Raw genomic sequence first — 14,983 nt, 5'->3', positions numbered from 1 at the left:
AGGGATAACAATGCAAATAAAACAACTATTTACCAAAGATATTGCCCGGCCTATCAACGGCGTGGTGAAAGCGGACCAAACTGAGAATGAGACGGTATTCGTAGAGTTAGACGAATATGTCGTCACCAATGAGCTTAAAGATCACATAGAAAGCTTTTTTAAATATTATATGCCTTCTGTGCATGATCCAAAGAAAGCATCGATTGCTGGTAAGTCAGGGATCTGGGTGTCTGGCTTTTTTGGTAGTGGTAAATCCCACTTCATCAAAATATTGTCTTACTTGCTACAAAACATAGAAGCAAGCAACAGTAGCGTCAGTCGTACCGCGTTTGATTTTTTTGCCGAAAAGCTGCAAGAAGACGCCATGCTGGTGGGGGATATTGAGAAAGCTATTCAAAAAGACAATACCGTTATCCTGTTCAATATTGACAGCAGGGCGAACACTAACGATAAAGAAGATGCCATTCTTAAGGTGTTCTTAAAGGTATTTAACGAGCAGCTGGGCTATTCAGGCTTTCACCCGCATATCGCTCATTTAGAGCGAGACTTAGAAACCCGTGGTTTATATGATGAATTTAAGGCCGAGTTTGAGAGGTTAGTCGGTGATTCTTGGATAAGTAAGAGACACGCTTACCACTTTAAACGTGACCAGCTTGCGCAAGCTTTATCGACGGTCACTAAGCAAACCATCGACTCAACCAGGCAATGGATACTCAATCTTGAACAAGATTTTCCATTAGATATTGCTAATTTCTGCCACTGGGTTAAAGAGTACCTAGATGAGAACCCGGATCGTCGCTTGTTGTTCTTTGTCGATGAAGTGGGGCAGTTTATCGGTAGCAACACGCAAATGATGCTGAAGCTACAAACTATTACCGAAAATCTGGGTACTATTTGTGAGGGAAAAGCTTGGGTAATCGTTACTTCTCAAGAAGATCTCGACTCTGTATTAGGCAACATGACGGGGTCAAAAAGTCAGGACTTCTCGAAAATCCAAGCTCGTTTTGAACGTATCTCTCTATCTAGCTCCAATACTAACGAAGTGATCGAAAAGCGCTTGCTAGAGAAAAATGATGAAGCCAAAGCTAAGTTAGCTGCCTTATACGATGAGAAAGGCGACATCATTCGCAACCAAGTGAGTTTTGAGCACAGTAACAGTGCGGAACTTGCTAACTACACTAGCAGCGAAAGCTTTGTGAAAAGCTATCCGTTTATCCCGTACCACTACAACTTAGTGCAAAAGATTTTTACGGGCATTAGCAGTGCTGGTGCCTCTGGTCAGCACATGAGTAAGGGCGAGCGTTCGTTGATTGATGCTTTCCAGATCGCAACTAACCAGTTTACTGATGATAATATCGGTCGTTTGATCCCCGCTTACAGCTTCTATAACTCGATCAAGAAATTTCTTGATACTGCCGTGGTGCGCGACATCAACCAGGCACAAGAAAAGGCATCCATTAACGCCTTTACCATTAGCGTGTTACAAACGCTGTTTATGATCCGCTATGTGGATGAAGTGAAGTCGACCCTCGATAACTTAGTGACACTGTGCATCTCTGAGGTTGACCAAGATTTGCGCGTATTGCGTTTAGAGATAGAGCAAAGCTTAGCCGTGCTAGAGCGTAACTTGCTTATCGCAAGGCAGGCTGATGAGTATATTTTCTTAACCAACGAAGAAAAAGAAATTGAAAAAGAAATCCAGAACACTGAGATCGAACCTTCAGATGAAACGGGTGAGCTAAGCCGCATAATATTTGATGAGATTTTACGCCGTAACAACAACTACCGTTATCCAGAAAACAAGCAAGACTTCCCCGTAGCGCGTTTTTGCAATGGTATCCCCTTTGATCGGAACGTAGAGAGCGATGTGCTGCTCAAAATTATCTCTCCGATTGATGCGAGCTATAACGACTACACCCCAGCTGCATGTGGCAACTACTCGTCAGACTGCATTCTAGTGAAAATTTCTGATCAGCCAAGGCTGTTTGACGAGCTTCGCACTTACATCAAGACCGAAAAATACATTCGTAGAACCTCCGCCAGTGGTACTGAGCAAGAGCAGCTACGCCGCGATAAAGCCAATGAAAACATGAACCGCCGCAAGCGTTTGGTGATTGAGTTAGAAGACCTAATTAAGCAGTCTGAGTTCTATACATTAGGATCTGGCTTTGATGCTAAGGGCGGCTCAATCTCAACTATGTTAGACGGTGCATATCGCTACATCATCGAAAACACCTTTAATAAGCTCAAGCTGATTAAACCGTTTCAAGGGAATATAATCCAAGAAACCCAGCAAACCTTGGTGGCGGGAGATACGGCTCAGTTTGGTTTAGATCTGACCAGTGAGGAAGTTAACCCCAAAGCTATTGAAGAAGTTGAGCAGCACATCTCTTTAAGTGATGATCATGGCTACGCCGTAACCGCTGCGGATATCATTAAAAAGTTCTCTAAACGTCCCTATGGCTGGAACACCGACGAAATCGTGTTGATCATGGCTCGCTTAGGGCTGGCAAATAAAATAATTTTTCAGGCCAACCAACAGAACGTTGAACTTCGCCAAGTTTATGAGCATCTCAGCAAGTCACAAAAACGCGCTAACTTGCGCATTCGTAAAATCAAACAACAATCCGAAGCTAACCTTAAAAAAGCCGCTAAGTTATTTAAAGATCTCGGCTTTGGTACAGCACCTAACGATGAAAAAGAGCTGTTTAATGCCACGGTTGATAATACCGACAGTAAGCTAAAAGTCTGGTTAGAAAAGCTTAAAGAATTTAAGTCTATGTCATCGACCGGGGCTTATCCTGGTACTCAGGAAATTGAGGACGGCATTGAGCTCATCTCTAGCCTGACCGAGCTCAAAAGCAGCTTTCAGTTTGTGGATCAGTTTATTGCCTCAGATAGCAAGTTACGTGACTTTGAAGAAGAATATGAAGAGCTTGAGAACTTTTATGAAACGCAATTTACGATGTGGCAAGGCTTAGAGCGGGCACTAAAAATCAACTTTGCGCACAACCGTATCTTCTTAGATAAAAACCTCGAAGCTAAACAGGCTATCGATAAGCTAGAGGCCATCTACGCCGATCCGCGACCTTATAGAGAAATCCGCAATATCAAGCCATTGATCGAAAAAGTGACCAACATTGATAAGACCTTTGTTGAGCAACAGCGCGAGTTCACTATTAGCAGACTAGAGCTGCGCATCACCGAAGTCACAGAGCTGGTAAAAAATGCCGCCGCTACCCCTGAGATCAGCAACCGAGCTTTATTACCTTTCCAAAATGCGATCAAACGGGTAAAGACAGAAGACACCGTTGCCCAAATTAAGCACGAGCTTATTGAGTCGGATGATTGGTTTACTACCGCTGAAACCTTAGTGAATGACTATATTCGCTTACGACATGCACAAGCTGTTAAGGCTAAAGAAGAAGCAGATAAAGCAGCTGAGCGAGAGTTTAAAACTGCACCAGAGATCACAGCAACAGGCACCAAGCCAACCGACTATTCAACAGCAGCGACCGCTACACGGCCTGTCACTGAATCTACTCCGATTGCGCTACCCAAGGCTAAGCCTACTCAAGCTATTGATGCAGTAGAAGTTTACCGAGCAGTCAGCGATGCTACTTATATGGAAAGTGTTGAGGATGTCGATTTGTACATTACGGCACTGCGTAAAAAACTGACTGAGCTCGTAGAGTCGAACCACAAAGTTCGGATTCGATAAATAGCTGTTACATCAATCAATAATATGACAAGACCTAACCGTGCCAAGCTGCCACATCAAGCTGTGATGGTAGCCTGCGGTTAGGCTAATAGAATTAAGGCAAAAAAATGGATACCAGAAAACTTAAGGCTTATGCACCCAAGGCGCGGGTGGCGTTTATGCAGGCTGTTACTAAACGTGCGGCTATGCTGGGTTTGTATGAAAACCGCATTAGTGACGTCAACGTGCAGGGCGATAACGCTATTATTGAAGGCCGCATCTTTACTCGTAAGCAAGGGCAGCAGCGCAATCAGCTTGTTAGTCGTATTGAAAACCTTGGCACGGTCAACGGCAAGCTCAACCTTAAAGACGGCTTTAACCAGTTTATCAACGAAGTCGCTTTTACTTGGTTTAACCGTTTAACGGCCATCCGTTACATGGAGATTAACGGCTACCTTGAGCACGGTTTTCGAGTACTGAGCAAAAGCGAAAATGCTACTTTTGAACAAGGCTTTGAAATTCTTTCGCACGCCGCCGATGTAGCCGAAGATTTGGGCTTAGATAAAACTAAAATCGTAGAAATGATGCTCGATGGTGATCAAGAAGAAGAGCTGTACCGTGAAATTTTGCTCGGCCAGTGTCATCATCTAAGCACTATCATGCCCTTCATGTTCGAAAAGTTGGACGGTGCCACCGAGCTGCTGTTGCCCGACAATCTTACTAAGACCGATTCTATTTTAAAGGATTTAGTCGATGAGCTGTCTGAGGATAACTGGAGAGATATAGAAAACGATAAAGGCCAAATAGAAGTGATTGGTTGGCTTTACCAGTTCTATATCTCTGAGCAGAAAGAAGCGGTGATGGGTAAGGTGGTGAAGCGTGAAGACATTCCGGCTGCCACTCAACTTTTTACTCCTAACTGGATTGTAAAATATTTGGTGCAGAACTCAGTGGGTCGCCAATGGCTGGCTACTTATCCTGAGTCAGAGCTGAAAGATAAAATGGAATATTACATCACCCCCGCTGAGCAGAGTGCTGAGGTAATAGAGCAACTTAAAGCCATTACGCCGACCAGCATAGACCCTGAAACCATCAAGGTGCTAGACCCTGCCTGTGGTTCTGGTCATATTTTGGTGGAAGTGTATGAAGTGTTGCGCGAAATTTATTTAGAGCGAGGCTATCGCTTACGTGAGATCCCAGAGCTGATTTTAACCAAGAATATCTACGGCTTAGACATAGATGAGCGTGCTGCACAGATGTCTGCTTTTGCGTTACTGATGAAAGCGCGTGAAGATGACAAGCGGATATTTAGCCGCATAGCAGATAGCGATATTCAACTAAATATCTACGCCATACAGTCAACCGAAAACCTAAATATTGATAAATTATGGTTAGATTTAGATTTTGAAGGCAAACAAAAAAGTAATACAGTAGGCGAATTGTTTGCTGAGCCACAGTTAGCAGTAGCTGAAACATCAGCTGAGTACCAGGTTTATCTTAATCTGCTTCGCTATCTTAAAACACAGTTTATTGATGCCAAAAACTTAGGTTCTTTGATTGAAGTTGATAATAAACATCTAAATGTATTAGTTGATCTAAAAGCTAAGCTACTAGAGAAAAAAAATAGTAATCATCAATCTACTAGAGAAGCAGTTGAAGCATTACTACCAATTGTTGAGCAAGCAATTTTATTATCGACTATATATGATGTAGCTATTGCTAACCCGCCCTATATGGGGTCCAAAGGCATGAATGCAGCGTTAAGAGATTTTGCAAAAAAAGAATACCCTGATTCAAAGTCAGATTTGTTTGCGATGTTTATGGAGCGAGCTTTCAAATTCTTAACTGACACAGGATATAACGCACAAGTAAATATGCAATCTTGGATGTTTTTATCTAGTTATAAAAATATTCGAGAATCAATGTTGAATACTAAGTCTATTATAACTATGGCGCATCTAGGTGCTCGAGCTTTCAGACAGATAACAGGTGAAGTGGTTCAGACAACTGCATGGGTTTTTAATAATAATTACTTACATGAATATCAGCCATCATATCTTAGGTTGATTGATGGAGATGAGGAAGAAAAAAATAAAAACTTACTTAATAAAAATAATGTATTTAATGAAACAAAGCAAACTGACTTTAAAAGAATACCTGGTAGTCCAGTTAGTTATTGGATGGGAGAAAAGGTATATGAGTCTTTTGATAATAATCCAGCAGCATCAACTATTGCTTCATCAAGAGCGGGGATGACAAGCGGTGATAATGATTACTTCACACGTCAATGGCATGAAATTGACTTTTCTGATTTTACTGATGAGTGTATTTCTTGGGAGCAAGCGATAGAATCAAAAAAGAAATGGTTCCCCTATAATAAAGGTGGAGCTTATAAGAAATGGTTTGGAAATATCACATTGGTAATACGGTATGATAAAGAATCAAGGGATAAACTGAAAAAGACAGGTAATAATTGTGCATCAGAGGACTGTTATTTCAAAGAGGGAGCTACTTGGACTGATCTAACGTCTGGTCGGTTAGGTGCACGCTTTCTTCCTTCTGGCTCTATCTTTGATATTGCTGGACATTGTTTATATCCAGAGGTTACTAACGGACATTTTCAAGGGTTAGCACTACTCAATACAAGTTTTGCAAACGATATATCAAAAGTAATAAATGCAACTATGCACTTTCAACCAGGAGATTATAGGAAACTACCATATCCTAAAGTAATTGATGAAGCTTATGTTACAAACTTAGCAAAAAACGCGATCAAAATTACAGAACAAGACTGGCACGAAAATGAATTTTCATGGTTATTCAAAACGAACAGACTTATTTCTGTTTCAGAAGATACTATTAGGAAAGGACATGAAAGTTTATTGCTGGCTTACAAAGCAAGAGTACTTGAATTAAGAGTTGTTGAAGAAGAGAATAATAAAATATTTCTGAAGGCATTTGATTTGCTTAGTAAGTATGATATTGACGTACCTGTTGAGCAGATTACGCTGGAAAGTAATCCTGACTATAAGTACAGCGCTAAAAGCTTAACTAGTAGAAATCGTGATGACAAGTTCCGATCCCAGGTAATTACTAATCTTCTTAGTTATGTTATTGGCAACGTAATGGGCCGCTACTCTCTGGACCGCGAAGGCTTGATTTATGCTCATTCAGAAAACAAAGGTTTCAAAGAGTTAGTTTCTGAAGGTGCCTATAAGACATTTTCTGCTGATGATGATGGCATTCTTCCACTAGCTGCTGAAGAATGGCTGTTTGAAGATGACGCAACTTCTTTGTTTAGAGAGTTTGTAAAAACTGTTTGGGGTGAAGAGCACTTAACCGAAAACCTCGACTTTGTAGCCGAAAGCTTGTGCTTAGATGCAATTAAACCAAGAAAAGGCGAAGGTGCCATGGATACTATCCGCCGCTACTTCTCGACTCAATTCTATAAAGACCATCTTAAAACTTACAAAAAGCGTCCTATTTACTGGATGTTCAGTAGTGGTAAAGAAAAAGCCTTTGAATGCTTGGTTTACTTGCATCGCTACAATGAAAGCACCTTGGCCCGGATGCGTACTGAGTACGTTACCCCGCTGATGGGCAAGATGGAGACGCAGCTCTCTTTGTTGGCAGAGTCGGCTGCTAGCTCAACATCGACGTCTGAAAAAGCTCGTCTCACTAAAGAGTTAAAATCCCTTGAGAAGAAGCAAGCGGAGCTGCGTGCTTTCGATGAAGAATTAAAGCATTTGGCAGAGATGAAAATCAACCTGGACTTAGACGATGGCGTAAAAGTGAACTACGGCAAGTTCGGCAATTTACTGGCTGATGTAAAAGCTATTCATGGTAAAAACCCTGAGCGGATTGTATAAGTTTGGCGAAGAACTTTAGCTTTACTCGGCAACAGCAGAAGAGTCTAAGAGCAATCTTAGGCTCTTTGCCTGCTTACGGAGACTTTAAAGGCGCTGAGTCTTTTTTGTTGCGCTATATCGCGTTTGAAACACTGACGAGAAAGATCTGGAATTTGCACCGCAGCGCTAAAGCCAATAAGACGATAAATGAAAGTCATGCGCCTTTACCATTGCTTGCAGTAAAGTATGCATTTACTGCTTATAACATCAAAGTTTCAGACACCGTTATCCAGCCGATTCTTGACTCTAGTTTGAAAAAGCAGTGGGCAAAAAATGTAAGAAGCCTACGCAATGGCTTAGTACATCAGTGGAAAGCCAAGGACAGAGAAGAGGTTATTGCTAGATACGATGAAATAATGACCTATCTCGATAAAGTAATTAATGCCATTAAAGTAGAAATCATTCATGAACATTAAACAAATATCACAAGGCTTGTTAGCCAAGTTTGAACAGTGTCGGTTAGTTTTTTGGCAAGATACCGATCAAGAATTTGTGAGCCAACTCGATGAGCTGTCGCTTAATGATGACTCTGAACATTCTATAGAAGTGATTCGCTTAGACGACCTATCGCACTTTCAAGTGAAAGAACGTATCGAGCTGTTGGAGCCTGAAACACCATTTTTACTGTATAGCACTAAAGCCGTTAACAAGCCCGAACGTGACTGGTTATATGACATCCGTTTATACGCTGAAAACTTTTACGCTGATTCCAGCTCCATGGTGTTAAACGAGCTGGGCATGCGCATGGAATTTCGCCCCGTCGTTACACAGCATCGTGCTTTTTTCACCAATAAATCTCGTGTGAGTCGTTTAAAAAAGATACTACCCAATAAGGCAAATAAAGAAGAGCTGCAATTAGCGCTGATAGCGGCCAGCTTAAAGGTTGAGTCACCGACCTTTGTAACGATTTTGCAGCAGTTAATCGTTGAACTGGCCAGCATCGTAGAGGCATCGGGTAGCTTGTCAGAGGTATCTGAAGCTGACAAATTATTTTCTGAATTAAAGAAATACAACTTAGAAGAGCCGTTCTGGCACTTTGCAAAAGACACTGTGGGGTATGAGCTTGAGAGATCTGACGCTGATAATGAAGAGCATACACAGCTAACATCAGGCCAGAAGCTTCAAGATTTAGTGATAAAGCTACTCTTTACTGAGTGCTACCAAGCGTTACAAAATAGTGGTGTAAGCAATAGTAACCCCATGCTAGAGCGTTTTACTCAGCAGCTATTGCCTATTGAGCTAGATGACAAAGGACAGCGCAAAGCGAGTAATACTGTTAACGTGGGTATGAACTCATCAAAAAGAGCGATGTCGGTTAATATTGTTAAAAGCTTTAGAGAAAGCCGCTCAATGGCTCATGCTTACAATGTGATTGCGGCTCAAGTTGAACAAGAGTTCGAACTAAAAAATATTATATCCTTAATAAAAGATCCCCAGCAGCTCTATAGCGTTGAGACTTTTGAGTATGCCGAGCAGCAGCTCATCATTTTATTAGCTCGAAATATTAACGAGTTAGACCAAGTCGACATTGATAATATCGTTTCTCATCGTTTAACGACGCACTGGGCACACAGTAAGCCAAACTATGCCGCGATATTGAATGCCATTAAGGCAGCTAAGCAGTTTTATACCTTAAAACAGCAATATATTGATGGCTTTAACTACGACTCTGCACGAGCAATGTACCAAGCCTACGAGAAAGAGCTGTACTTGTTCGATGCTGCCTATCGTGTGTTCTACGAGAACGCCATTAAAGTGGCTCACAATGGCTCCGACATCCTCAAAAAAACCGGGCTAGTCAGTGACATTGAGGCGCTGTACGTCGATTGGTACTTACATGATCTGGCCATCAGCTGGGGTAAACTGGTTGATGATGAGAGCTTGTTAGAGAATTGGAAGCTACCGGGCATACCTAACCAGTACGAATTTTATAGCCGTCAGGTTGAGAATGTTTTTCAAACGACTCAAGTTCAGAAAATTTTCGTGATTATTTCGGATGCGCTGCGTTACGAAGTGGCACATGAAATTAGCGACCAAATCAACAATGAGAAACGCTATTTAAGTGAGATCCAGTCTCAGCTAGGTGTAGTGCCGTCTTACACTCAACTTGGTATGGCGGCGCTATTACCTCATAAACAGCTTACCGCTCATCTTGGTGCCCGAGCCGAGTACAAGGCCGACGGGTTAAGCGTGCATGGCCACGAAAATCGCCAAAAAATACTGGCGAAGCACAATGGTCTCGCTTTTAAATCTTCAGAAGTACTCAATTGGACTAACGAAGAGGGCCGCCAGAAGGTCTACGACGCTCGTGTGGTGTACATCTATCACGACCAAATAGATGCGATTGGTGATACCGCCGCAACTGAGAACCAAACCTTTAAAGCCTGTGCCGACGCCATTGTTGAAATAAAACAGTTGATTGAGCGCATTGTAAACCGCTTAAACGCCAGTCGTATTATCGTTACTGCGGATCATGGCTTCCTGTTTAAATCCAGCGATGTGGTGGACTCGGATAAAACGACCTTAACCGTGAAGCCCCAAGGCAGTGTTGAAACCAAGAAGCGCTACTTGATCGGTCAGAATCTTCCGAAGGGTGATTATTACTGGCAAGGAAAAATGGCCGCCACTGCTAATCTGCATGTGGAAGAGGGTGCTGATAACAGCGATGCAGAGTTTATTGTACCGCGTGGTTCAAACCGCTTTAACTTTGTTGGCGGTGCTAAGTTCATCCACGGTGGCATTATGCCGCAAGAAATTTGCGTGCCCGTGCTCAAAATTCGTGAGTTAGATAAGAAGCAACAAACCAAGCACGCCAAAGAGCGGGTGTCGGTGGTGCCATTGGCTAACCCAATTCGGTTAGTTGCGTTGGCAGACAAGATTGAATTGTTTCAAGCCTCGCCAGTGGGTAAAGATTACCTCGCTCGTGAGCTTGAGGTGTGGATTGAAGATCCTGAAGGTAAGGTGGTTTCTCATAAGCAAAAAGTTATGTTTGACATCACTTCTCAGAGCCACGAAGACCGCAAACGCAGCGTGATCATTATGTTAAGTGGGACCGGGTTCGATAGAACGCTATCTTACAAGCTGATGATGAATGACATTACCCAGGCTAACCGCCCGAATCTACTACAGTCACATTCTGTTATCATCGACATAGCGATTGAAGACGACTTTTTCTGAGGGTAACGACGATGAATACTTACAACAAAGATGAAGAAGCACCTTCAGAGGGTAATGAGCAAAGCAGCGCGGTCGAGGTGCATCACTATCACCATTACGGTGAAGAGAGCAGTACTGACGGTGAGCATGCTGAAGACGACGTTGTTTATGAGCCGTTAACGCACGACGATAAGATTGCGTTGGAAGTTCAAGAGGTGAGAGACGTCGATCTTGATCAGCTGATGCTGTCCCAGTTTAAGGGCCGCGTGGTTCGCAAAGACTTAACCAAGCAATTGAAAGAGGGCGCTAACGTGCCTGTGTATGTGCTTGAGTATCTACTAGGCATGTACTGTTCGTCAGCTGATGATGACTTAATTGATGCGGGCATGATCCGTGTGAAGCAGATTTTGACGGATAACTACGTCAGGCCCGATGAAGCCGAGAAAATTAAATCAATGGTGCGAGAGAAAGGCACGCACAAGGTCATTGATAAAGTGTCGGTGAGGCTGAATGAGAAAAAAGACGTATATGAGGCAAGCTTATCCAATCTTGGCATTAAAGATGCGGTGATCCCGGGTAGCATTATTAAAGAAAATGAAAAGCTGCTGACGGGGGGCATCTGGTGCATCGTGACCTTGAGTTACTATTTTGAGGAAGGCCAAAAAACGTCACCGTTTGCTGTTGTGAATCTGAAAGCAATTCAAATGCCCTCGATGAATATGCAAGAGGTGTTTGATGCTCGACGGGCTTTCACTATGGATCAGTGGCTGGATTTGTTACTGCGCTCCATAGGCATGGAGCCCGCTAACCTGGAACAACGTGCTAAGTGGCATTTGCTCGCTCGAATGATCCCGTTTGTAGAGAATAACTACAACGTGTGTGAGCTAGGGCCCCGTGGTACGGGTAAGTCTCATGTGTATAAAGAGTGCTCCCCAAACTCGCTGTTGGTATCTGGTGGGCAAACCACGGTAGCTAACCTGTTTTACAACATGGCATCGCGCCAAGTGGGCTTGGTAGGCATGTGGGATGTGGTTGCTTTCGATGAAGTGGCTGGTATCCGCTTTAAAGATAAAGACGGTATTCAGATCATGAAAGACTACATGGCCTCAGGCTCGTTTAGCCGTGGTCGTGATTCCATTGAGGCAAAAGCTTCTATGGTATTTGTGGGTAACATTGATCAGAGCGTTGAAACCTTAGTCAAAACGAGCCACTTGTTAGCACCGTTTCCTGTTGACATGATTGACGCTGCATTTTTTGACCGTTTTCATGCCTATATCCCCGGCTGGGAAATACCCAAGATGCGCCCTGAGTTCTTTACCGACCGCTTTGGGCTTATCACTGACTACTTAGCGGAGTACATGAGAGATATGCGCAAGCATACGTTCTCTGATGCTATCGATAAGTTCTTTAAGTTTGGTAACAACCTGAATCAGCGGGATGTGATAGGGGTTAAGCGCACAACGTCAGGCCTACTGAAGTTACTGTTCCCCCATGGTGAGTACGATAAAGAGGGCGTAAGGGTGTGTTTAACCTATGCGCTTGAAGTACGCAGACGAGTGAAAGAACAGCTTAAGAAGATCGGTGGTATGGAATTTTTTGATGTTAACTTTTCCTACATCGATAACGAAACGCTTGAAGAATTCTTTGTGAATGTGCCAGAGCAAGGTGGATCTAAACTGCTGCCCTCTGGGCCACAAAATGCGGGGGTTGTGCACTTTGTGAGTTCTGGTGCCTCGGGCAAGCTGGGCGTGTTCCGTTTAGAAACCCAAAAAACAGCAGGAACAGGCAGACACAGTGCCACGGGCTTTGGCAGTGATACCCATGCTAAAGAGCAAGTGAGAGTCGGCTTTGATTACTTTAGGGGCAACCTGAACCGGATCAGTGCATCGGCCAAGTTCTCAGAGTTTGAGTTCCACTTGCACAGTGTAGATCTACAGAGCTCTGGCTGCACTCAAACGGCCAGCTTGGCATCGTTAGTCGCCTTTAGTTCTATCTTGCTAGGAAGGCCTGTTCAAGAGCAAATGGTGGTGCTTGGTGATATGTCCCTAGGTGGAGTCATCAATCCAGTGACGAATTTAGCGGGATCTATGCAAGTGGCCTTAGAAGCAGGGGCAACAAAGATATTGTTACCGATGTCTTCTGCAACTGACATCCCAACCGTGCCCTCCGAAACCTTTACTAAGTTTCAGGTAAGCTTTTACAGTGACCCAATAGATGCTGTTTATAAAGCGCTGGGAGTTAACTAGCCAAGTTTTTTAGCGGTAAATAATAATGCGGCTATGGGATCATGGCCGTGTTATTTATCTGGAATGTTAGTATGTTATGTAGATAGACGGTGTTCTATCAGTAGCTTTTTATATTTATTTTTATCTTTTTCAATTTCTTCAAAATAGTTTTCTATATTACTCTTATATTCTTTATTGATAACGAGTGGTTTTGACCTGCCTAGTTTAAAAGTGTTGTAATCTTTGTTAGATAGGTCTAATTCTGGTTTTACAATGGTTAAGTTCACGCTTCCAAAAAGAAGACTTAAAATTAAATTAATTAACGCGAGTATTCCCTCCATCATTTCAATGTCAACTCCATCATTCTTGCTGATTGGGAAATACAGCTTTGCTGATTTTTTATTATGTCGTATAAATCTTGGTTTATTGCGCAATTTTTTAACATGTACCATTTTATCTTTGTTTATGTGTGCAATAAGATAAAATGATATGGCTCTGCCTTGATCCTGTTTACTTTTTCTTAACGACTTTTGGGCATTGTTAAATTCACTTGCTCTTTTTTCTTTAGCGATTAGCGGAGGAGAACTTCCATCACGTCTTTTTTCCTCTTCTATTTTAAGTGATTCTAGTTCTTTATGGTCTCGTTCGTTATCATAATTAATACCCATCTTAATAAGGCCGGGGAGGGCATAACGTCCAGCACCACCTAACTTACTCCCTGAGCAGCTTAACTCTTTGAAACTAAAGGATAGGCCAACCGCTTTACCACTTTTAAACTGTATACTCACACCCACACCGTAATTGTTAAGATTTTTTATTAATTCTGGGAGTGTTTGATTTTTGTTTTCGTGAAGTACTAAGTCTATGATATGCCTTATTGCTGCTTTACTCGGTTGCTTGTCTGCATTGTTAATATTCAATCCATCTTCTGGACCTTCTACTTTTTGTAAGCCATATTTTATTTCAAAGCTACGCATTAGCTCCATACCGCGCACCTTCTCTTGCCACTGGTTCACTACTGGGCTTCTATATTCGTCCTTAATAGTGCAAGCTGTAATGTGAACATGCTCTTTGTCTGTGTCGCTGTGCTTTGTTGCTATATATAAACAGTTCTCGTAACCCATTTCAGTCATGAACTCATTTACAACGTCAAACCACTCACCACTGGTCAACTTCTCGCCTTCGGCGAGGGAAATAATAAAGTGTTTCAAAGGGTTATCGACTGCGGTGTTTAGCTCAATGCGTTCGTTAAATTGCTTTATGTGCTGAGAAAGGTCAGCTTTTCTTAGGCTAACAGCGCCGTATCCCGTGGGGTCTAGTAAGTCGAAGCCATTAGCCGCTATGAACTCAAGCTCTTTATCAAGTGCGGCAGAGTGGTCCTTGGTATTGCCGCAAATGTAATTTACAAGGTGTGGCGCATGGCCCCTGTTTCCTTTCTTGTTCTTGTTCTTCTTAATTTCCAATATCATGCTATTGTCCTTTTTTTATTATTATTAGCATTAGTTCTTCTGTTGTTAATTGTTCAGCTAGTTCTTTTATTCCTTCGTTACTGATCTGGCCCCGCATTTCTTTTCTCATTAGCTGCGTACTGTTGTTTAAGTCTATAACGTAATTAACCACTTGCTCAAGATTCTCGATTCCGATGCTTGCTTTTCCTTCATGCGCCAACTTTAAAAACTGATTGAGATTTGAAGAGGTAGATATAAGTTGAGCCCTTGCTTCTTCGTTGATTTTGGGGACATTAAATACTGGTTTGCTTACTTCATTTAGTGCACGAGCCCTTAAGAACGAACTCATATCGGTAAAGCCGCTACTTCTCATCTCTTTTAGTGCTTGATTAAGTTCTGCATTATTAAAGTTTGTGGTCTCACGATTTGTTCTTTTGTCTTTCAGTTCGAGCTTCCTACGACCTCTTTTTACTCTTTTTTCTTCATCTCTGATCTGCATATGATCTTCCTTTGTTTTATTGTTTTAACGCAAGCCCCCGAGGGGGC

General features: G+C 42.4%; 7 protein-coding genes. 5 read left to right on the top strand and 2 right to left on the bottom strand.

Annotation, left to right across the window (positions count from 1 at the left end; translation table 11 throughout):
• Nucleotides 1-10 precede the first annotated feature (10 nt).
• From brxC to brxL, 5 genes are all read left to right on the top strand, one after another.
• On the top strand, nt 11-3,721 hold the full coding sequence (gene brxC, locus ACFQ1C_RS01050; RefSeq protein ID WP_379556679.1) for a BREX system P-loop protein BrxC: 3,711 nt from the start codon (nt 11-13) through the stop codon (nt 3,719-3,721).
• A gap of 107 nt (nt 3,722-3,828) precedes the next feature.
• Nucleotides 3,829-7,569: a BREX-1 system adenine-specific DNA-methyltransferase PglX gene (gene pglX / locus ACFQ1C_RS01045; protein ID WP_379556678.1), complete on the top strand. Its 3,741-nt coding sequence runs from the start codon at nt 3,829-3,831 to the stop codon at nt 7,567-7,569.
• Between the two features lie 2 nt (nt 7,570-7,571).
• Nucleotides 7,572-8,024 (top strand): hypothetical protein, encoded by a 453-nt coding sequence (locus ACFQ1C_RS01040; RefSeq protein ID WP_379556677.1) that lies wholly within the window; start codon nt 7,572-7,574, stop codon nt 8,022-8,024.
• A complete protein-coding gene (pglZ, locus tag ACFQ1C_RS01035; RefSeq protein ID WP_379556676.1) occupies nt 8,014-10,785 on the top strand; it encodes a BREX-1 system phosphatase PglZ type A in 2,772 nt (923 codons plus the stop codon). Before ACFQ1C_RS01040 ends, pglZ begins: the two co-directional genes overlap by 11 nt.
• An 11-nt stretch (nt 10,786-10,796) precedes the next feature.
• Nucleotides 10,797-13,010, top strand: coding sequence for a protease Lon-related BREX system protein BrxL (gene brxL, locus ACFQ1C_RS01030; protein WP_379556675.1), 2,214 nt, complete (start codon nt 10,797-10,799; stop codon nt 13,008-13,010).
• A gap of 74 nt (nt 13,011-13,084) precedes the next feature.
• Here brxL and ACFQ1C_RS01025 read toward each other — a convergent pair whose 3' ends face one another.
• Nucleotides 13,085-14,458: a relaxase/mobilization nuclease domain-containing protein gene (locus ACFQ1C_RS01025; RefSeq protein ID WP_379556674.1), complete on the bottom strand. Its 1,374-nt coding sequence runs from the start codon at nt 14,456-14,458 to the stop codon at nt 13,085-13,087.
• A 1-nt stretch (nt 14,459) separates the two neighbouring features.
• Nucleotides 14,460-14,936 (bottom strand): hypothetical protein, encoded by a 477-nt coding sequence (locus tag ACFQ1C_RS01020; protein ID WP_379556673.1) that lies wholly within the window; start codon nt 14,934-14,936, stop codon nt 14,460-14,462.
• Nucleotides 14,937-14,983 lie beyond the last annotated feature (47 nt).

It is taken from the genome of Oceanisphaera ostreae (assembly GCF_042676125.1).
Taxonomy (GTDB): Bacteria; Pseudomonadota; Gammaproteobacteria; order Enterobacterales; family Aeromonadaceae; genus Oceanimonas; species Oceanimonas ostreae.
The sequence above is the reverse complement of the archived record's forward strand: the minus strand, read 5'-3'. Positions and strand labels throughout refer to the sequence as shown.

Excerpts from the sequence above, each read along its gene's own strand:
- brxC (WP_379556679.1), top strand. The coding sequence starts at position 11 with ATGCAAATAAAACAACTATTTACCAAAGATATTGCCCGGCCTATCAAC.
- pglX (WP_379556678.1), top strand. The coding sequence starts at position 3,829 with ATGGATACCAGAAAACTTAAGGCTTATGCACCCAAGGCGCGGGTGGCG.
- pglZ (WP_379556676.1), top strand. The coding sequence starts at position 8,014 with ATGAACATTAAACAAATATCACAAGGCTTGTTAGCCAAGTTTGAACAG.
- brxL (WP_379556675.1), top strand. The coding sequence starts at position 10,797 with ATGAATACTTACAACAAAGATGAAGAAGCACCTTCAGAGGGTAATGAG.
- ACFQ1C_RS01025 (WP_379556674.1), bottom strand. The coding sequence starts at position 14,458 with ATGATATTGGAAATTAAGAAGAACAAGAACAAGAAAGGAAACAGGGGC.
- ACFQ1C_RS01020 (WP_379556673.1), bottom strand. The coding sequence starts at position 14,936 with ATGCAGATCAGAGATGAAGAAAAAAGAGTAAAAAGAGGTCGTAGGAAG.